General features: G+C 38.6%; 21 protein-coding genes. 15 read left to right on the top strand and 6 right to left on the bottom strand.

The genetic code is table 11. The features are described from left to right. Positions 1-13: 13 nt before the first annotated feature. From TV75_RS16670 to TV75_RS16620, 11 genes are all read left to right on the top strand, one after another. On the top strand, positions 14-739 hold the full coding sequence (locus TV75_RS16670) for a PHP domain-containing protein (RefSeq protein WP_052504598.1): 726 nt from the start codon (positions 14-16) through the stop codon (positions 737-739). Further along, positions 690-1,289, top strand: a complete 600-nt coding sequence (locus TV75_RS16665) for a phosphoribosyltransferase (protein ID WP_044339931.1) — start codon at positions 690-692, stop codon at positions 1,287-1,289. The genes TV75_RS16670 and TV75_RS16665 overlap by 50 nt, the downstream gene beginning before the upstream one ends. Further along, on the top strand, positions 1,286-2,164 hold the full coding sequence (rfbA, locus tag TV75_RS16660) for a glucose-1-phosphate thymidylyltransferase RfbA (protein WP_044339930.1): 879 nt from the start codon (positions 1,286-1,288) through the stop codon (positions 2,162-2,164). Before TV75_RS16665 ends, rfbA begins: the two co-directional genes overlap by 4 nt. Positions 2,165-2,347: 183 nt before the next feature. Further along, on the top strand, positions 2,348-2,914 hold the full coding sequence (gene rfbC / locus TV75_RS16655; protein ID WP_044339929.1) for a dTDP-4-dehydrorhamnose 3,5-epimerase: 567 nt from the start codon (positions 2,348-2,350) through the stop codon (positions 2,912-2,914). Then, positions 2,911-3,765, top strand: a complete 855-nt coding sequence (gene rfbD / locus TV75_RS16650; RefSeq protein WP_044339928.1) for a dTDP-4-dehydrorhamnose reductase — start codon at positions 2,911-2,913, stop codon at positions 3,763-3,765. Before rfbC ends, rfbD begins: the two co-directional genes overlap by 4 nt. Then, positions 3,766-4,788, top strand: a complete 1,023-nt coding sequence (gene rfbB / locus TV75_RS16645; RefSeq protein ID WP_044339927.1) for a dTDP-glucose 4,6-dehydratase — start codon at positions 3,766-3,768, stop codon at positions 4,786-4,788. Between the two features lie 78 nt (positions 4,789-4,866). Further along, positions 4,867-6,600, top strand: a complete 1,734-nt coding sequence (locus TV75_RS16640) for a phospho-sugar mutase (protein WP_044340005.1) — start codon at positions 4,867-4,869, stop codon at positions 6,598-6,600. Between the two features lie 1,327 nt (positions 6,601-7,927). Further along, entirely contained in the window at positions 7,928-11,116 is a 3,189-nt protein-coding gene (locus TV75_RS16630; RefSeq protein ID WP_253275559.1) for a VWA domain-containing protein, read from the top strand. A gap of 19 nt (positions 11,117-11,135) precedes the next feature. Next, positions 11,136-11,573, top strand: coding sequence for a hypothetical protein (locus TV75_RS16625; RefSeq protein ID WP_044339925.1), 438 nt, complete (start codon positions 11,136-11,138; stop codon positions 11,571-11,573). Between the two features lie 183 nt (positions 11,574-11,756). Beyond that, entirely contained in the window at positions 11,757-11,924 is a 168-nt protein-coding gene (locus tag TV75_RS21915) for a hypothetical protein (RefSeq protein WP_156142491.1), read from the top strand. Between the two features lie 46 nt (positions 11,925-11,970). Next, the gene (locus TV75_RS16620; protein ID WP_044339924.1) at positions 11,971-12,255 is read left to right on the top strand and encodes a hypothetical protein; all 285 of its coding nucleotides are present in this window, start codon (positions 11,971-11,973) and stop codon (positions 12,253-12,255) included. An 84-nt stretch (positions 12,256-12,339) separates the two neighbouring features. Here the strand turns inward: TV75_RS16620 and TV75_RS16615 are convergent, their stop codons facing one another. The 4 genes from TV75_RS16615 to TV75_RS16600 all read right to left on the bottom strand — a co-directional run bounded on the left by TV75_RS16615 (position 12,340) and on the right by TV75_RS16600 (position 16,390). After that, positions 12,340-12,924 (bottom strand): hypothetical protein, encoded by a 585-nt coding sequence (locus TV75_RS16615; RefSeq protein WP_044339923.1) that lies wholly within the window; start codon positions 12,922-12,924, stop codon positions 12,340-12,342. Between the two features lie 126 nt (positions 12,925-13,050). Further along, complete coding sequence (locus TV75_RS16610) at positions 13,051-13,824, bottom strand: hypothetical protein (RefSeq protein ID WP_044339922.1); 774 nt, start codon at positions 13,822-13,824, stop codon at positions 13,051-13,053. A 118-nt stretch (positions 13,825-13,942) separates the two neighbouring features. Further along, entirely contained in the window at positions 13,943-15,538 is a 1,596-nt protein-coding gene (locus tag TV75_RS16605) for a zinc ribbon domain-containing protein (RefSeq protein WP_044339921.1), read from the bottom strand. Positions 15,539-15,613: 75 nt separating this feature from the next. Then, entirely contained in the window at positions 15,614-16,390 is a 777-nt protein-coding gene (locus tag TV75_RS16600) for a hypothetical protein (protein WP_044339920.1), read from the bottom strand. 360 nt (positions 16,391-16,750) lie between these two features. On the opposite strand from TV75_RS16600, the gene TV75_RS16595 reads away from it, so the two are divergent. Together TV75_RS16595 and TV75_RS16585 are read left to right on the top strand one after the other, a co-directional pair. Then, a complete protein-coding gene (locus TV75_RS16595) occupies positions 16,751-17,119 on the top strand; it encodes a hypothetical protein (protein ID WP_044339919.1) in 369 nt (122 codons plus the stop codon). Positions 17,120-17,526: 407 nt separating this feature from the next. Continuing rightward, complete coding sequence (locus TV75_RS16585) at positions 17,527-17,919, top strand: hypothetical protein (protein ID WP_044339917.1); 393 nt, start codon at positions 17,527-17,529, stop codon at positions 17,917-17,919. A gap of 69 nt (positions 17,920-17,988) precedes the next feature. Here TV75_RS16585 and TV75_RS22560 read toward each other — a convergent pair whose 3' ends face one another. Further along, entirely contained in the window at positions 17,989-18,117 is a 129-nt protein-coding gene (locus TV75_RS22560) for a hypothetical protein (RefSeq protein ID WP_301280438.1), read from the bottom strand. A 126-nt stretch (positions 18,118-18,243) separates the two neighbouring features. Next, the gene (locus TV75_RS16580; protein ID WP_052504596.1) at positions 18,244-18,606 is read right to left on the bottom strand and encodes a DUF948 domain-containing protein; all 363 of its coding nucleotides are present in this window, start codon (positions 18,604-18,606) and stop codon (positions 18,244-18,246) included. Positions 18,607-18,822: 216 nt separating this feature from the next. Here TV75_RS16580 and TV75_RS16575 point away from each other — a divergent pair, with 216 nt between their 5' ends. Next, positions 18,823-19,557 (top strand): plasmid pRiA4b ORF-3 family protein, encoded by a 735-nt coding sequence (locus TV75_RS16575; RefSeq protein WP_044339916.1) that lies wholly within the window; start codon positions 18,823-18,825, stop codon positions 19,555-19,557. 190 nt (positions 19,558-19,747) lie between these two features. After that, a complete protein-coding gene (locus tag TV75_RS16570) occupies positions 19,748-20,032 on the top strand; it encodes a hypothetical protein (RefSeq protein ID WP_052504595.1) in 285 nt (94 codons plus the stop codon). The last annotated feature ends 549 nt before the right edge of the window (positions 20,033-20,581 follow it).

Genomic DNA, 20,581 nt, shown 5'->3' with positions numbered 1-20,581 from the left:
AGGTGACTCCAGTATGCAAAAAAAATATATCTTTCATATTCATACAGAATTTTCATGGGACTGCGATATGAGATTGGATAAATTATTCAAAAAATTGATTGATCAAAGAATAAATGGAGTAGCCATTACTGATCATAATGAAATCGAGGGTGCGTTAAAATTCAAAGAGAAATATGGAAATAAGATTGATGTTATTGTTGGAGAAGAAATAATGACTAATAAAGGTGAAATCATCGGTTTGTTTTTGAATCATCGTATAGCTCCAGGACTTTCACCAAGGGAAACAATTGAATTAATAAAAAATCAAGGAGGGATAGTATATATACCACATCCCATTGATAAAAAGAGAAATAAGAGCTGTTTAGACTTGGACGAAATTGAAAATAACTTAGACTTTATAGATATCATTGAAGACTTTAATGGGAGAATAGTAAATGATGAGGACCTTGTAAATATAACAAAATTTTGTAATGGCTTAAATAAAATTACTTCTTGCGGTAGTGATGCTCATACTTATTCAGAATTAAAATATAATCATATTCAAATTGATACCACGGAACATCTCAATTCTCACAATATAATACCAAAATTAAAGAATGCAAAATATCTAAATTTAAAAACAAATAAAGTTGTCCACATTTATACGAAGTATTCAAAACTGAAAACTCTAATAAAAAGGAAAGATTACCATGAAATATTTAGAATTATCCGTAAAAAATATAATAGATTTGTCTCATGACTTATATAAGGATGTAGAATCTACCGAATTCATTCCTGATGCTATAATATTTATTGAAACAGGTGGATATTTAATTGGTAAGGAGATTGCCAAGGGATTTAATTTACCTTTACACAGTGTGAAAATTTCTAGAAAAGGTAATAAGACTAAAAAGAGATTGACTGCATTTCTTGCACTCCTTCCGAAATCTATAAAAAATATATTGAGGAAAATTGAATTTAATTCAGGATTCCATGATAAAAATAGTATTCGAGAAATTGAAAGGTTAGATTTGCCGGATCTAAGTAAAGTTGAGAATGTATTAATTGTAGACGATTCGATTGACACCGGTCATACAATAAACTCATTAAAAGAATTTTTAATAAATAAAAATGAAAAATTGAATATTAAAGTGGCTGGGTTAAATGTTTTTACAAAAAGTAAAGAGGTAGTACAAACTGATTATTTTATATATACTGATTCAATCATTATATACCCTTGGTCAGTGGACAGTAAATTTTATAAGGAATATAAAATGAATTATCATCTAAGAGAGGAGGAAGTTAAATGAAGGGAATTATACTAGCTGGAGGTAGTGGGACAAGGTTGTATCCCATAACCAGATCAATATCTAAGCAACTAATACCAATCTATGATAAACCAATGATTTATTACCCACTTTCAGTTCTTATGCTTGCTGGGATTCGTGATATATTAATCATCTCTACTCCTAATGATACTGAGAGGTTCGAGCAGCTGCTAGGAAACGGAAAAGAGTTGGGGATTAATCTCAGTTATAAAGTTCAGCCATCTCCGGATGGACTAGCTCAAGCTTTTATTATAGGAGAAGATTTCATTGGGAATGATTCTGTAGCACTGGTTTTAGGCGATAATATCTTTTATGGACATGGGTTTACAAATACACTCGAGCGTGCTTCTGCTAGAACTAGTGGTGCAACAGTATTTGGCTACAATGTAAAGGATCCAGAACGCTTTGGGGTTGTAGAATTTAACGAAACTGGTAAGGTTATATCTATTGAAGAAAAACCAACAGACCCTAAATCAACATACGCTGTGACTGGTCTCTACTTCTATGATAATGACGTCGTTGAAATAGCAAAATCTATTCGTCCTTCCTCACGAGGTGAATTAGAGATTACTTCTGTAAATGAGGAATATTTGCGCAGAGGAAAGCTTAAAGTTGAGTTATTAGGACGTGGATTTGCATGGTTAGATACTGGAACACATGAGTCATTGTTAGAGGCTTCGACCTTCATTGAAACCGTGGAGAAACGTCAAAGCTTAAAAGTTGCTTGTTTAGAAGAAATAGCTTTCCGTAAAGGATATATTACAAAAAATCAACTAATGAATTTAGCTGAGCCTCTCAAGAAAAATGAATATGGACAATATATGTTGCGTTTAGCTGAACAACACGACTTATCATGAATTATAATTAATATTAAATATTAAAAACATACCGTTTATCAGAAAAAAATTTAGTGAACCGGAGTAAAGAATCTTGGTACAATAAATTTAAATTGAAGAATAATCATTGGTAAAAAAAGTAAATCTGTTTTTTTAGATATTATTTAATAATAGAGATAAATGATATAGAAAAGGATGAAGGAATTGAAAATAACAAAAACGTTACTCAGTGATGTTCTCGTTATCGAACCACGTGTTTTTGGTGACCACAGAGGCTGGTTTACTGAAACATATACTGAAACCAAGTTTAAAGATGCAGGTATTAATTTGAATTTTGTTCAAGATAACCATTCTTTTTCTGCAGCTAAAGGGACCTTACGAGGATTACATTATCAATTGTCTCCAAAAGCTCAAACAAAATTAGTTCGTTGTACCAAAGGGACCATCTTTGATGTTGCTGTTGACATACGAAAGGGGAGTCCAACATGGGCACAGTGGTTCGGGATTGAATTAAGTGCAGAAAACAAAAAGCAACTATTAGTTCCACAAGGTTTTGCACATGGATTTATGACTTTAACTGAAGATGTAGAAGTCCAATATAAAGTAGATGAAGTTTACTCACCAGAACATGATAGAGGTATTATCTGGAATGACTCTACTATCAATATCGATTGGCCAATTGATATTGAACCCATTCTTTCCATTAAAGACGAAGAAGCTCCTACATTAGTGGATGCAGAAAATAACTTTGTATGGAATTCGGATAAATGAAGATATTAGTTACTGGGTATAATGGACAGCTTGGGTATGATGTTGTGAAAGTGGGGCAACGTCAAGGTCTTGAAATGATTGGTAGTACAAGTAGGGAACTAGATATTACAGATAGATTAAGGGTTCAAGATTTCATGAATGAAATTAAACCAGATGCAATTATACACTGTGCTGCATATACAGCTGTTGACAATGCTGAGGATGATAAAGAAAAAAGTTGGGACGTTAATGTAAAGGGTACTAAAAACCTTGCTGAAGCTGCCAAATCAATTAAATCAAAATTCATGTATATCAGTACAGATTACGTTTATGATGGAAAAGGTACTATTCCATATAAAGAAACAGATAAACCTAACCCAAGTGGTTACTATGGATTGACTAAATACGAAGGGGAAAAAGTTGTTCAATCATTATTTGAAAACTTTTTCATTGTAAGAATTTCATGGGTGTTTGGTATTAATGGGAATAACTTTATTAAAACAATGCTACGTTTAGCTGAAACAAGGGAAGAACTAAATGTAGTTGCCGATCAATATGGTTCACCTACTTATACATTAGACTTATCGAAATTATTAATTGAGATGGTTCAAAGTGAAAAATATGGTATATATCATGCTTCGAACGAAGGTTTTTGTAGCTGGGCAGATTTTGCAACAGAGATTTTTAGACTTGCTGAAAAAAGAGTAAGTGTAAGTCCTATTACAACGGCGCAGTACCCTACTCGTGCTATTAGACCAAAAAATTCAAGAATGTCTAAACAAAAGCTTGTCGAAAACGGATTTAAGTCTTTACCTTCTTGGCAAGATGCGTTAAATAGATATTTAGAAGAATTACACAATGAGGTGAAGTAAATGAAAAGGCAAAAAGTTTTAGTGACCGGTGGAGCAGGTTTCATTGGTGGAAACTTTGTTCAACATATGGTGAAAAAGTACCCTAACTATGATGTATATAATTTAGATTTTCTTACATATGCAGGAGATCTAACTAAACACAGTGAAATTGAAAAAGAAGATAACTATTTCTTTGTTAAAGCTGATATTGCTAATCGAGAAGAGATCATGTCTTTATTTGAAAAAGAAAAGTTTGACTATGTTATCCATTTTGCGGCAGAAAGTCATGTAGACCGATCAATCACTGAGCCGGAAATATTTATCCGAACTAATGTATTAGGTACACAAGTTTTGTTAGATGCGGCAAAGGAATATGCAGTTACTAAGTTTGTTCATGTTTCCACAGATGAAGTATACGGAGAGTTAGATTTTGACCCGAATACTTTCTTCACAGAAGAGACACCATTAGAACCAAATAGTCCTTATAGTGCAAGTAAAGCCTCTTCAGATTTATTGGTTCGGGCTTATCATGAAACTTTTGGGTTGCCAGTTAATATAACAAGATGTTCTAACAACTATGGACCCTATCACTTCCCGGAGAAGTTGATTCCGCTAACAATTTCTCGTGTATTAAATGAGCAAACCGTCCCAGTTTATGGTGATGGTAAAAACATCCGTGATTGGTTGCATGTATTAGATCACTGTAAAGCAATAGATTTAGTTATGCATGATGGTGTGAATGGTGAAGTATATAATGTTGGTGGACATAATGAGCGTACAAACTTAGAGGTTGTCAAAACAATCATAAGTACGTTAGAAAAATCGGAAGATCTAATAGAATTTGTGACAGATAGATTAGGACATGATAAGAGATATGCTATAGATCCTACTAAGTTAGAAAAATTAGGTTGGAAACCTGAATTTAATTTTGAGACTGGAATTGCTCAGACCATTCAATGGTATTTAGACAACAAGGAATGGTGGGAGCAGATTATTAGTGGAGAATACCAAAACTATTTCGATAAACAATACACTTTAAAATAATCCTTATAAAGGCCCTCTAATATCTTAAATGGATATTAGAGGGCCTTTATTGAATATGGGATTGGGGGATTATATATGTTGAATTGGAAGAATAATCTTAAAAACTGGAAACGCTTTTCAAAGTTAGAGGGCTCATTAAAAAAAGAATTAATTTCATCCGAAATTAGTTTAGAAGATGCATTTTACAAAAACCTCGAATTCGGCACAGGTGGAATGCGTGGAGAACTTGGGCCTGGTACAAACCGTATGAACATCTATACGGTCCGCAAAGCAACTGTAGGCTTAGCAAGATACATTGAAGAACATGGTGAAGAGGCAAAAATCCGCGGAGTAGTCATTGCATACGATTCAAGACACAAATCACCTGAGTTCGCAATGGAAGCGGCAAGAACACTAGCTACTCATGGTATTCAAACTTATGTATTTGAAGAATTAACACCTACTCCCGAACTATCATTTGCTGTACGACATCTACATGCTTTCTCAGGAATTGTTATTACAGCAAGTCATAACCCACCAGAATACAACGGATATAAAGTTTATGGGGAGGACGGAGCCCAATTAACTCCTGAAGAGGCAGATAAAGTGATCCAAAAAGTAAACGAAGTTGAAAATGAATTAGAAATCTTTGTCCAAGCTGGAGAGGAGTTAATAGAAAAAGGACTCATCCAAATGATTGGTGAAAAGGTTGACCATTTCTATTTGGAGCAACTTTTAACTATTTCAGAATCACCTGTGATATCAAGAGATGTAAATCTAAGCATTGTATTCTCTCCGTTACATGGAACCGGACTGAAAATGGTAGAGCAAGGTCTATCAGCTCTTGGCTATCAAAATGTACATTTAGTAAAAGAGCAATCTGTTCCAGATCCTGAGTTTTCTACTGTTATATCACCAAATCCAGAAGAGAAGGAAGCTTTTGCACTGGCCATTCGTGATGGCAAAGAAAAGAACGCTGACATATTAATTGCAACCGATCCTGATGCCGACCGGCTAGGAATAGCCGTGAAAGATCGTAACGGAGAGTACTTATTACTTACAGGAAACCAAACCGGTGCGATTCTAATGGATTATATACTGAGCCGAAAACAAGCAAAGGGTACAATGCCTACTAATGGCCGTGTGTTCAAAACGATTGTTACTTCTGAGTTGGGAAGAAAAGTGGCAGAAGCATATGGAGCTACTGTAGAAGATGTTCTTACAGGGTTCAAGTTTATTGGTGAAAAAATAAAGACCTACGAAAAAACAGGTGAATATGAATTCTTATTTGGTTATGAAGAAAGCTACGGCTATCTTATAGGAGACTTTGCAAGAGACAAGGATGCAATCCAGGCTGTGTTGATGGCAGTCGAAGCGGCTGCTTATTATAAGAAACAAGGCAAAACACTCTATGATGTTTTATTAGTTTTATATGAACGCTTTGGATTTTACCAAGAAGGATTAGAATCATTGACCCTCAAGGGTAAAGAAGGGTCTGAGCAGATACAATCCATCTTAAAAAGTTTTAGAGAAAATTCTTTGACAGAGTTGTGTGGAATATCTGTGGAAACAAGTGAAGATTATAAATCTAGTATTCGTAAAAGTGCAGGCAAAGAAGAAATAATTTCTTTACCAAAATCAAATGTTATCAAATACTTCCTCCAAGATGGTTCGTGGATTTGCTTACGACCTTCAGGGACGGAACCTAAGATTAAGTTTTACTTTAGTGTGGTTGGGAACTCTTTAGAAGATAGTCAATCGAAGTTAAATCAACTAAAGGATGGGCTAATGTTAAGAATTGATAATATGTTGAATGCTCCAGTAAAAGCGTAGGGTTCAACGCTAAGTTAAAAAGGTTCTGGGAATTTATTTGTTTTCCCAAACCTTTTGAACAAAATCAGTGAAACCGACTGATGTCATATGTTGTCCGTAATGAATGGAGCGACTTATTTATGTAATCTCCTATTATACCACATTATAATCCAGGTCCTTTGCTCCCAATATCAGTATAGACTACTCCACCTCAAAAATTTCCGGAATGCTAAATCATACAAAACCGACTTAATGTAAAAGACAAAATATTTAATGGGAAAAGTATACATCCTTGGAAATAAAACCACCCTTCACTCATCTCTATTCTCCATGAGAAAATAAATCCAGTAATCATATAGACCGTATAGTTAATAAGAGAATTAGTTTAAATCGTTGACGAAAAGGGAATTTACTATCAACTGGAGTATTATTTTCGATTAATTCTGATAAAAGATCTTATTAAAGTTATGTCTATTCCGACAATCTTTTTATCTACCATTACTTATAATGAGTTTACACAGTTCAGTTCAATAGCTCCAATTGATTAAAAACTGTTAGGGGTGCTTGAATGATGAAGAGGGAAGGCAACTTTATAGTAGGTATGTATTGGGGAACGCTGTTAAGTATTCCACTCTGGGTTTCATTTTTGGGATGGGTGAAGTTAGTAAAAGGTTTTTTCTATTAAATTTTTTTTAAATAAATTCGTTATAGCATGTTAATTTAAAAGAAGACCTGCATCGTACACAACATTGTGTGTGATACAGGTCTTTTTTTGTGGTTATTTATTCTTTATCTTGACTCTCCGCTGAAGTAGCACATATTCAGGTGGTAAAGATGAATATTTCAATAAAAGCAAAGAGGCTTTAGTGCTCTTGTCCATCCCCTCGATCACTTGCACCTCAACCTGAACACGGTAGCCTTCCAAACAGGAAATGTCTTGGGACTTTGGAGATACCTCATGTGAAGATACTGCCCAGGGATCCAAGGATGAAAGTGTTGAGAAGAGTGAAAGGAATTAGTGGTTTGGCACAGAGGAAGTCTATGAGGATTTTGGGGATATTTACGAATCTGGTGTTTAAAGCTTCAGGTGGGAGGAATCGTAAGAACCGTCACTGCGCTTGTGTTTTACTGAATATTAAGATAAATAATTATATAGAAGTAATTCTCCTTTTTATTCTTATTTTTTTACAATGTTAGAACTGACGTCAGTGAAAATATGCCTAAAAGAATATTTCGGTTTGGTTAATTTAGTTCTTTTTAACCATGTAATTAGTCTCTATTTGAAATACCATTATTATGGTAAATGAAGAAATAAATACCATAATACATTGGAGGTAATGGAGTGAATATGAGGAGAAATTTATGGTTTACCTTAAAGTTTTTGTTGGTAGTAAATCTTATAGCCATGGTGATTCTTCCTAATTTAGCTATTGCTAACGGGAACCAGGAAAAAATCACCAGTATCAACCCTGCAGAATTACAAGTGCAAGATCAGACAGCAAAAAATTTGTTGGAAGAAGCTATATCAGACTTGAAGGAGCTGCCTTATCCTGAAGGTGATGAAACACCTTTTACTGATGATCGAGTGAAGCTGTCGATCCTTTCTCTGGAGAAAGCGGTAGACGGAACATTTGAAATTGGCAATATGGTAAGCTCCGAAACTGTTTTTGAAGAGTCCGCCAAAGCAATCGAAGGATTAAATTTCTACTATAACAATCCGAATATATCAAACGAGTACAAGGATAAAATTGAAATCATCCTGGATAAAATTGTAGAGGCCAATCGAATTATTGCAAACGATTTATTAACTAAAGTGGATGAAGGTATAGAAGATTACCCTCAAAAGTATAAATCTCAATTGAAGAATGCCTTTCACTTCTATGAAAAGGGAATAAATTTCTCAAACGATCATAATCAGAAGCAAAAGCTCCACTTCTTTCAGAAAGCATGGTCAGCTGCGGATTCCATACTGAAAGAGAGAGAGAAGTCAACTGATCGGGATGCAGACGGTATCGATGATGCGATCGAAAAGAAATTAGGTCTAAAAACAAATAAAGAAGACAGTGATCATGACGGTTTAGCAGACGGATATGAGCTGTACGTAACTTTTACTGACCCGTTAAAAAAGGATTCGGATTCAAATGGAATAGATGATGGGGATGAAGATATCGACAAGGATGGTTTGTCCAACATCGAAGAACAGTCTCATAAGACAAACCCCTGGGCAGAAGACTCTGATTTCGACGGATTGGATGATTCCTTTGAATTGAAGGAATTTAATAGCAATCCTTTATTACAAGACAGTGATCACGATGGTTTAGATGATGAAAGTGAATATCGTCTTGGCATGAATCCAACCAAACCAGATACAGATGGAGATGGAATCTTAGACGGCTTGGAAGAATATACTCATGAGATTAGTGACCCTGAAACCAATGTGGAGTTGGATATTACCGGTGAAGGTGATTTGGCCAAGTCCATTCAGATTGATGATGTTTCAGGAGAGTCCATTTTTGAAGAGATGGACGCACTGGTCTCGAAACCGGTGAATATCGAAGTGAGGGAAGACTTCTCTACAGCGACATTGAAGATCCCTTTTGATGAATCTAAGATTCCAAATGGCGACCTAGATAACGTCAAAATGTTCTATTTCAATGAAGAGTCCATGACGTTTGTCCCCCTCAATGATCAGGGAGTGGATGTGGAAAATGGATATGTGTGGGGAGAAACCGATCACTTTTCTACTTATGTCCTTTTCTATGTTCCGACATGGCAATCAAAGTGGGAGGCTCCATTAGAAACAGGAGATAATCGTGGGGGAGATGGTGAAGAATTAAAAAATATCGACCTCATGTTTGTTTTGGATTCATCGGGAAGTATGTATGACAATGACCCTTCGGGTTATAGAAAGATTGCTTCTAAATCTTTCGTCGATGCCCTGATCGAAGGGGATAGAGCAGGTGTTGTCGATTTTGATTACACTGCAAAGATCCTTCAGTCCCTTACCTCTGATCTTAATGCAGTCAAATCTTCAATTGACCGGATAGACTCTTCGGGTGGCACTGATATAGGGGCTGGGGTAAGGGCGGCCAATAATCATTTAATTCAGAACAGTTCAGATGACAATATTAAAATGGAAATCTTGTTAACCGATGGAGAAGGTTCATACAACTCAAGTCTTACGACACAGGCGAAAGAAAATAATATCATCATCTACACAGTCGGCCTCGGTTCCGGAGTAGATGCCAACCTGCTCAGTAGTATAGCGCAAGGTACAGGAGGACAATATTTCCCTGTATCCAGTGCAGAAGATCTTCCGTCTGTTTTCAGCAGGATCAGCGGTGAAGTAGGAGATGCAGTTGATTCGGACGGAGACAGAATTCCTGATAATGTTGAATTGAATGGCTGGAGAGATGGATCAGGAAAGCTTCATTACACATTGCCTGATAATCCGGATACCGATGGAGACGGGTTGCTGGATGGTGAGGAAGGCGGAACCATCAAATTAACAGGAGTATATGGAGAATATTACTTAACAACCTCTGATCCCAACAAATGGGACACAGATGGCGACGGTTTATCTGACTATGAAGAAAAAAATGGCGGATCATCAGAGTATTATACGGACACCGATTTTGATGGGATAAATGACAATGACGATGATAACCCTTTAACATATGATTTTGTAGACAGTGCAACTGAAATTGCAAAATTGACTGGATATTTTGCTAAGGGACTTGGTCTTGGGATCAAGGATGCAGGGCTGGACGCTTGGGAAGCCATTACCCATCCCGTTCAAACAGGGGAAGCCATTTACCAGGTTGCCAAATTGTTGGCATTGTATCAGATTACAAAGGATCCTTCTTACCTGCAGCCGTTGATTGATGCATTTGGACAAGCGCTCCAAGAAGAAATTGATAAATGGAACGATGGAGACCGATATGAACGGGCAGAGCAGATAGGATATAATATTAGCGGCCTTTTACTATCCGCTATTGGAACGAAAGGAATTGATAAAGTCCTCAAGCTCCTTAAGGCGGCTCCAGACCTTCCTAACCTCCCGGATCTGCCAAGTTATGCAGATGAATTAGTGGATTGGACGAGGGATTACGATGTCTGGTCACTGGCACCTTTAACAAGAGGCAAAGAAATAGATGAGTTCTTAGGAAACAACTTGGGAATCACGTTCCCGGTAGTGGATAAGCTGGACAATCGAATCCTGACAAGCATTAAGAGTCTTGATCCGAGGTCTGCCATCTATACAGACAGTCCAAAGAGAATGTATGATAGAATTGTAGAGGATTTAAAGAAACTCGACCAATTTACCGAGGCTTCAAAAAATGTGACTTTATATGATGGAACCAAGACATTTACAAGTGTCACGACCAGATCATACGATAAAAAGGTCCTTCAGGTAGTACTTCCTGACCATGGATTGACAGATGCTCAAGCAGATTATGTAAATGCAGCAAAAAAATATGCTGAAACCCTGAATAATTATAAGGATGTAGAGCTTCAAGTGACCATCCTAAAATAGTATTTGAGGACGTGGGAAAATGGATAATAGCGTGGGAATATTTAAAAATATTGAAAACAGCGATATCATCTTGGTTCCGTTTGGAATCGATGAAAGAGGAGTATCACGCGGATTAAAACAGCATGAACTTGTATCTTCAGATCCCGCTGATATTGGATCCAGGCTGCGTAAATGCTTTGGCATGATTGAAAATAAGGAATACACCCCGGATGATATGAAAGATGTAGACATCAAGCGTATCACGGGAGATAAGAGCGAAAAGACATTCACAAAGAGACATCTTTTCCAAACGGTTTTCCTGGTGAAACAAAAAGGATTTGAGTTTGAACCAAAGACAAGGAACACACAAAACAATGGGTATACCGGCAAGGGAGAAGTATCAGAAGAGCTTCAGCTAAACGTCTCTGATGATGAGCTCGGCAAAGCGGTGTTACGAACTTTTGAAAAGTGTAGGTAGGTAAGTACAATAGAGACAGTCCTTCCAAGGGGTGAATTGGAAGGACTGTCTTATTTGGTAGGGGTACCTGTCCTTCTGAACCCTGGTTGGAAATAAATAAATTATATGCTAAATTTCGACAAGTACTGACAAAGACATATAGTATAATAGTCCTGTTAAGATATCCTGAGGGGGCTGATGTTAATGGGGAAACTGAAAGATAAGAAAGATGGTGCACTTGCCCATTTGCTGTTATTAAGGGATGAGCTTAAGCAGATTGTTGAATATACAAAGGAAGAGGATGAAATCGATCTTCGTTTTGTCAACTTGTCTAAACAGGAAATGAAAAAGATGTACAAGAAAAGATTATAAGTTAGCATCTTTAACATTGGAGGTTTATGCTGTTGTAGAACAGCTATTGAAAGGAATTTATAAAGATCGTACAGGGGAAGAGTATAGAACTCCAGAAATCAAAAAAAACGAAAGAAAAAAGAATGTCGTCCACGATATTCAAACGAGACTTACGGAACAAAAAATATTAACGTTCCATCCTACATTGACTAAGCGTTTGACTGTATTTAGAGATAAGATTGCACATGAAGATTTTTCCTTTATCCGAACCAAAACAGATTTCGATTCTCGAGCCATTTCTCCGGAAGAGTTCTTAGAGGAGTTTCTAGATGAAACGACGCAATATATATAAAGAGCATAAAGAAAATAAAGTGAGCCAAGGGGACAGGGGACCTATCCCCCAGGTTCCTTGAGTTCGATCTACACCCAGCTCATTTTAATAAGGTCTTATCCTCTCGATCTCATCCTTCAACCCACTATTTTCCTTCCTGAGTTTCTTATTCTGCGCAGTAAGATTCGTTTCCACATCAATTATTTGCTGTTGCAGTTTTTTATTTTCATTGAGCAGTCGATCCTGAGCCTCCATTTGTGTCCGGTGATACCGATCCTGCCGGTCAATTTCTAATGCCTCTTTCAACGTATCCGCTTCACCATTTCTCATGGCTTTTATCACCCTGTTCATTGTATCAAGGCTGTATTGGTGGATAGGGAATCCACACACAAATTTGAAGTTGTTTTCTAACGTCTTTATTTCCTTTTCGAGGACCTCGATTCGTGGCCCCGTATCTTTGATGATAAAGGTAAATAATCCGATGAATGATACAAACGCAATAATGCCTGAAAGAATCAAACTCGAGAAAATAAAGTAAAGGATGCCACCTAAAATCCCTGCAAGAATTAAAGGGGCCGAAAACGAATACTTAGCATCCTTGAAATTATCCAAGCTCTCTTTGCTTTGTTTCCATTTTAATTTCATTTCTTTTCCCTTAATAAGTTGTTTTAACAATTTCTCCTTTGTCATACCTATTCCCTCCATTGAGCAGAAGTGGTTGTATAAGAGAGTCCTGGTGAAACATTTATGAAGTAGTGATCAACAACGCGGAATTTAAAAGGGACCAGGGGACCTGACCCCTTATCCCCTATCTCCCTACTCTGGCACCACAAACTCCCCATTATGATCATATACAATTGTGCTCGTAGTCAATTCTCCGATCGGCGTAGGTAATGCCGTATCTATTCCGTAAACCAGTTGATCTTCTTCGCCAACCCAATAAATCATCGTCATATTCTTGACCATCGTCCCTGTCAGGGAAGAAGCAAGGGAGCCGCTAGAACCCGCAAACGTTTTGAGAATCGGTGATACTTCTTTCATCATCTCATCCGCATTCATCTCTACTGACAGTCCAATACAGCTCACCCCGTTTCTTTCTTCCCTTCCTATAATGTCTACTTTCTTCTCTATTTTTGAATCGTAGTATTGGTTCACTGAATTGGTAGGGTCAAAGGAAGAGAGGAACAGGTTGACGAGCAGCTGGTCCTCAGGGTGAAAGTCTGTTATCTCCCATTGCTGCGATGTTTGATCGTAGATTCCATATTGTGTCTGGTTAAAGTAGAAACGGTCTGTGGAGTCAGGGATCCCGCTTCCCTTCATGCTTGTGGTCATATATGCCTCAACGGTTTGATGATCTTCAATTCTCGTTTGCCCTTCACTGGTAACCGTGTATTCATAAGACGTGCCAAGGAGTTTCCCCTGAAAGGTGGTCTCTCCCAGTGTGCGGATCGATTCTAACGTACTCATATTGTCAATGGCATCGTCCAGTATTTCTTCAGGGTTGATCATTTGATTCTTGATGAAAGTTGGCATGGAACAATCAGAGAGTAACAGAATGAGAGTTGGAAAGAGTAAGAGCCTTTTCGTCATTGTTTCCACCTCTTGATTCTTTGCCCGGTTGGATGCGAAGGGGGAACGGTGTGTGTCCCATTTTCTCTATATGGAAAGGATGGATAAAATCGTTTTTCCTTCATCTGATTTTCCTCCTTCATAATGGATCTGCAATCGTCAATCCTTTATGCTCTTTAGAATCTACCACAACCCACTCATTCGTGTCTGAATCGAATTCACATTCATAGGTGAAATAATAGGTTTTCGGTTTGAAGGTAGCGGCTTCAGCGTCAGAGGGGTCATTCCAGCTGCTCTCATAATGCTCTGCCACACTGATCCTCGCTTTGGTTCCTTCTTCTTCAAGGGTAAAAGACTGACCGTCGAAGATTAACTCCTTGATGTACCCACCATACGTGATTCTCCTTTGCTTCAAATCGTTGATGATTCCGATGGTTTCTTCAAGTTTGGGACCTTTTACACTCCTTAATACCGAGCTGTCCAGGATGGTAATCGCCTCTATATAGGACTGATTGTAGTCAGTGACGGCATCGACCACTTGATCGCGAATCGTTTCAGAAGGAATCGGAAAGAGGAGTTCGACCTCTTCGGTGGCGCCAACTCTATATTCCTCACTCGTCACATCTCCCCAGGGGTAATGGTACACGCCACTGATCGTGACGGAGTCTCCAGCCGTGATAGGGCCAATCTTCATATCTGTTCCATCAAGCGTTCCGTATAACTCTCCATTCAAGTAAACATCCACGCCGCTTTTCTCGGAGCTTACGGTCACATATTGATCTTGGAACGAAAGCAGCATGGGGGTGGTGTTCGTTTCCCACAACGGGAAGGATTCGTTCGTTTCAAATTCACCATATTCCCCTGTTTTAACAGCCTTGACCGAGATTTCTCCTGGTAATAGATTCTCTACCTGGCGAAGGTCCGTCCCTGATGGTGGGACTTCGACATTGTTTACGAATAGCTTGGCGTCAGGGTCCGTTTGAATGGTCAAGGTAATGGGAGTGAGGTGGAGGGAATATTGGTCGATGAGTCCCCATTTCTTTTCTGGGGATTTTTTAAGTTGAAATACGATGGGCGTTACGGGATCGGTTTGCTCTTTAGAGGTGAGTACTTTCTCTTGGTCGGATAGATTCTTATAAAGTTTTGCCAATAGAGCAGGGTCACTGTGTAAATCCGTTAAAAGACGGCTGATCTTTTCTTCTGGATGTGTACCTTCTAGTAAGGACCGTACGGCTGACAAATCTTTACTTTTGATGGCCGACGTTAATGATTTCGTCGTATGGACCGGCAAAGAGGCATCTTTCACATACCAAAATCCGTACGTGCCCGCGCCAAGAAGAATCACAAGGAGTATAAGCGAAAAAACAGTGGACTTTCGCTTTATCCAGGTGGATTTGGAGTGAACGCGTCTCCTGGTCGGCTCCGTACATTGATCACATGGCAGATCAGCTGAAGGGAGGGGAGAGCCGCACTTTTTACAGGGGAATGGGCTGACACTCTTACACCTTTGGCATTCTCCATCTGTCTGTTCACTTCCACATTCCTTACAAAAAGAGAGCTGCTTTTTTTCGTTGGGATCCTTACAGTTCAAACATTCCTCATTATCGGCTATGAATAGTGTTCCACACAGCTTACAAAACAGTGCAGATTTCTCAGAGATGACAGGATTGCCACAGTTCCGGCAGAATCCACTGTCTTTTGAAAGGGGGTGACCGCAATGATTACATGGTTTCATCCGTTTCCTCCTCCATTAGGCATTTTCTTAGAAAAATCCCCCAGGATACATCAAGGGGGATGTCAAACACATTGCTTAAAATAGAAAGAAAGAGGTCAACTTGGACTCAATGAGATCAAGGAGCGTGGAAAGGAGAAAGGCAGCCATTGCCCCCATCGTGATGAATATGGCCAGATAGGTCAATAGAGTTCCATACAGAGTATCCAACCCTGAAGGATAATCCCTTTTAAAGCTTGAAATCACTAAAGGAGGGACGATAAAAGTAGAACCCATAAAACCGATCCCAAGAAAGACAGGATATAGACCCATACCCAATAAAGACATCAAAAAGGCTAGCAGGAATAGGGCCAAAAAAGGAATAAGCATAGAACCAAATCGCGCGATGATATCTGTATACCCCACCGGAACCTTCCCGAGCTTAACCGCAACAAACGAGTAAGAAGCAATTAACAGAATGAAAATAGCATAAGAAAAAGCGGGCTTGATGACCATGGACATAAACTCGCCATTCATCCCGGCTTCCTTGAGACCTAAATAAATGATTAAAGGAATGATAAGAGCAAATATCCCAATCGATATCAATCCGTTGACAAGCTGTTCGCGATTCGCGTTTTGCGTGGCGGCAACGGGTTTCTTTAGTACTTCCAGAAAATATGAGAAATACATTTTCGAGACATTCTTCACATTTTCAACATGGGCATTTGGTTGGGGGGCGGCAGGGATCGGTGCATGAGCAGCTGCTGGCCTTGAATGAGAATAACCGGATTCGGCCACCCCTTGTACTAATCGTGTACCACAATTTTCACAAAAGTTCCCTCCATCATTCATATGTTCACAACCAGGACACTTCATCAGCAAAACTCCTTTCTGGGCATATAACTAATAAATACCAATTAGATGTGAAAATATGACTACTTTTTGTTTTGGGGATAGGGACTTTGGGGCGGGTTCCTTGTCCCCAAGAACAGGACAAGATGAAAACCGACATCTTTATTTTTTGGAGTGTAATGATAAACGCAGTGAGGGATCTTTTTGTTTTTTAGTAAGCCGAGTGGTTAGGGAACAGGGGTTGATAATCGATTTAAAGCGTCAGGGGGCGGGTGGAATCCTCTCCCGCTCTAGCATTCCTCTTCAAATCTCCGTTTATTACCCAAACACATTTAGTAGACTTGCATAGCTTGTAGTATATGAAAAAAAAGGAGGTTTTTTAAAATGGGTGGAAGAAAAGATCCATGTTTTGTAAGAAAGACTAGTTCCACTATTCTTTTTGTTCAAGCGTGTAATCAAGAAGAATCAATTGTTTATGAAGATTTCACAACCAACCATAATAAATCATTGATCGGTATTGAACCAGGTAATAATCCTGACGCCTGTATACTTCGCTTGATTATCGTCACAGATCAAGAAGAGCTTGTCCGTATGTTCCCGCCGAGTAATAGAGGTACCTTTATTGAAGTTGAAAATGTAAGGGAGATAAGAGCCAATTGCATCGGGGAAGGTAGCTTAAATCTATGCTCGGCAAACATTTCAATTGAACGCGATTTCTGTATATGCTGCAATGAGTTTTCCTGCAAGAAATAGATGACTATTAATCATAAGAAAGGAGTGAGAATGTTGATTTCTGCTTGTTTTTTACAAAAGAGAGAACTTAACATCTTTGTATCACAAGACTGCAATGAGGGAACACAGCTTTATTACGAAGACTTCTCTTCCAACCATAATAAAATGTATATCGTTATAGAGAGATTTAATATTCAAGAAGACTGCGATCTGATCCTTACATTTAAGACAGATGAAGGAGAGTTTCAACGGATAGTGACAACAGAACAGAAGTCGCGGATCCTTATTGAAAACGTAAGAGAGATCACAGCTTTATGCCGTTGTACAAACCTCGAACAAGCTTGTACATGTCAAGCACGTCTGGAAATTACAAAGTATTTCTGTATATGTTGCAAATCCGATAATAACTAAAGATTGGAGGTATCATCATGCATAAAAAAAAGATTAAACAATCTTCTTGTTTTGTTGAGAGAATACAAATAGAAGAGGATTCTTTCACATTGCCTTGTAACGGAGAAGCACTCGTTCTATTTGAAGATGTCACTCCCAACCATAATAAAGGGATGTTAACGATCAGTAATTTTTCTTTTCCGAACGAATGTACCATTTCAGTTGAAATAGAAACAGACAATCAAGCCCCAATCATAAGAAACATTCCCATAACGAACGGTAGAAGGTATGATCTAGAGAATGTAAGAAAGATTACCATTAACTGCTTAGGCATTGACCCTCAAGATACGTGCAGAGGTCAAATCAAGTATATTCACGACTTTTGCATCTGTTGCGGGGCGAGGGGACAGGAACCGTGTCCGAGAAAGTGAGGAAGACGAGGGAGCGAATTCCTCGCCTTTATTAGGGTCTCGGAACAGTAGATCTCCCATCGTATCCACCTACTCCTTATTATCTAATATATTTTCCTTCAATTTTTCTATCTCTTCATTGTATCCCAACATTTCTTTGTCAAAATCAGAATCCTTTTTCTTTATTTCGTCTGATAGACTTTCCTGTTCTTTTCCCATGAGATTTCCTCCCTTTTTACTGAATAACTTTAGATTATACGTATATGGAGTCTGGATTTATAAGCAGAGAATGATTAGGGAAACCCCCCTACACAAATAAGAGGCCGGTTGTCCCGGCCTCTATACTCACTTCAATTTAATTTGCACGGAATTCCTCTCCTGCGCATGAATGGTTTTTGGATTCCTCTTTTGCAAAGCGGTTCTTTTCACCGAGCTGGTCACATTTTGTAACATGTCACCCACATCATGTACTGACTCAAGCAAAGGGTCGACGGCTTTCATTTTTCCTTTTACATCATCCGAAATCTGATTGGCCGTGTGAATCAGTTCTTCTGCCTCCTCTGTCACTCCGTTCACAGCTTTCCTGGCGTCAGACAGTGTCTTTTCCGTTTCTGTTAGTGTTGCCATTACTTTTCTTAATGTCATAATTAAATAGATGACGAGAATGGTGAACGCAACGGCTGCAATGACAGCACTCCATTCAAGCATGAGACCAGCTCCCTTCGTTTACTCTATAATTATGAAAATGGGGGGACGGTTATTCTCATCCCTGGACATGTTGGGCAGAATGGTTGAGGAGCAGTTTACACCTCCCATTAATAGTGAAAAGAACGTTGGGGTGCTCTCTGGTTCTCAACTGTCATCGGACAAGGAAACCGCCTTTTTGTCTCTTCTCATCAAATAGTGAATAGGAGTGAATCCAAATTGAAAGCATATATTGTCAGAATAGAATTAGAAGATACCAAGCCGCCAATATGGAGACGGGTCATCATGCCGGCAGGAGCAACTTATAAAAGGCTACATGATATCATCCAGAACGTAACCAATTTTAGGAGTGGTTATCCACATGAAGGGTATCACCTCTTTGAATTCGACTTGAGGCAGGACCATAAGATTGTCACGAATCATGAGGAAGCTTATCTTGAGCATCAGCATTATAAGAAAAACAAGGCCATGTATGAAGAACAGCTGAAGTCGACCCCACATGAAATGCTGGAATTTGAAAAAAAATATCAGGAAAGATTAAAGCTAGAAGTCCGAAAACCCACTGGTTTAAAGATCGATGAGTATCTGGAGAAGCATAAGGAAATCAGGTATTCCTATGATTTTGGTGATGGTTGGCAGTTCACTATAAAGCTAGAGCAAATTGTAGACGATTACTACTTTGGCTATCCAACCCTTCTTGATGGAGCGGAAACAGCGCCACCTGAAGATGTTGGCGGTATACATGGATTCTATGAATTCCTTGAAGCTTATCGTAATGAGAAACATCCTGAGCATAAGGACATGAAGGCATGGGCTAAATCAGTTTTTTTCAGGGAGTTTGATCTTGAATGGAACAACCAGATTCTCAAAGGGCTTAATTATAAGAAGACCGAGTGGGCTAAGATTAACCATGAAAACTACAAAATCATCGAGGATAAATATCGGAAGAGCTAGTTTTTTGGGATGGGGCGTGGGGACAGGCACCTCGTCCCAAACATTGAGAAAAACGAGGGGGCAAATCCTCTTGTCTCTATTTAGATTCTGGGACAAGGGACCTGTTCCTTCGTCCCACCATCAGTAATACTTTTGTGAAATTATGGAATAAACCTCCTCACATCACCATATTTTGAAATGAGGTGATGAGATGGAGATGCAAAAAGAATTGAATGAAGTGCATACAACTGGAAATGGAATGGCGGTGTCAGCCCTTGTCCTGGGAATTGTAGGGTTAGTACTTGGTCTAGTGCCGTTTCTCGGATGGTTCATGCTTCCTGCCTGGATCCTTGCGATTGTCTTTGGTGCAGTAGGCTTGAAACGTGGGCAGTCGAAGGGCATGAGTTATACCGGTCTTATTCTTGGAATCGTAACGTTTATTTATAAATTTGGGTTTTGGATCCTTGTGGCCGCAGGATCTTCAGCAGGAATGTAGGGTGTAGGCGAGGTTGAATTTTATCTCTTTTTTCAAAAGGATTCATTCTCATAGGAGTATGAATCCTTTTTTTATGATGGGACGTGGGAACAGGCACCACGTTCCATTTTTTATTTTCAGCAGAAAATGCATCGACTGGTTTTTGTGATTGAGCAGATGCTCATATGTTTCTACTCTCTCTTTTTTGTCGGAAATCTGCAGGTAAGTTGCAGAATATTGAATTGAGATGGGATATTGAGAGTTCCATGGGTACATATTGTGGCCGGAAATGATGGTGAGGGTCTCTCTGTTGAAGAATTAATCCTGATCGGACTATTTTCAATCCTGAATGGGGATTATTAGTCCTGCATTCGGATTATTGATCCTGTATTCAATTCATTAATCCTCATTTGAAATAATTGATCCTACTTGTCGAATTTTCTTCAGGTGGTCAGTTAAACCTGGTTACTCTGAAACTTTTTACTGCCTCAAGTAATGGAAGAGTATAAAAGAAGCCCATGCTCTAAAACTACTATCGTAAATAAATAGATTTCTATTAATAGGAAAGAA

It is taken from the genome of Rossellomorea aquimaris (assembly GCF_000935355.1).
Classification (GTDB): Bacteria; Bacillota; Bacilli; order Bacillales; family Bacillaceae_B; genus Rossellomorea; species Rossellomorea aquimaris_B.
This window is presented reverse-complemented; position numbering and strand designations above follow the sequence as displayed.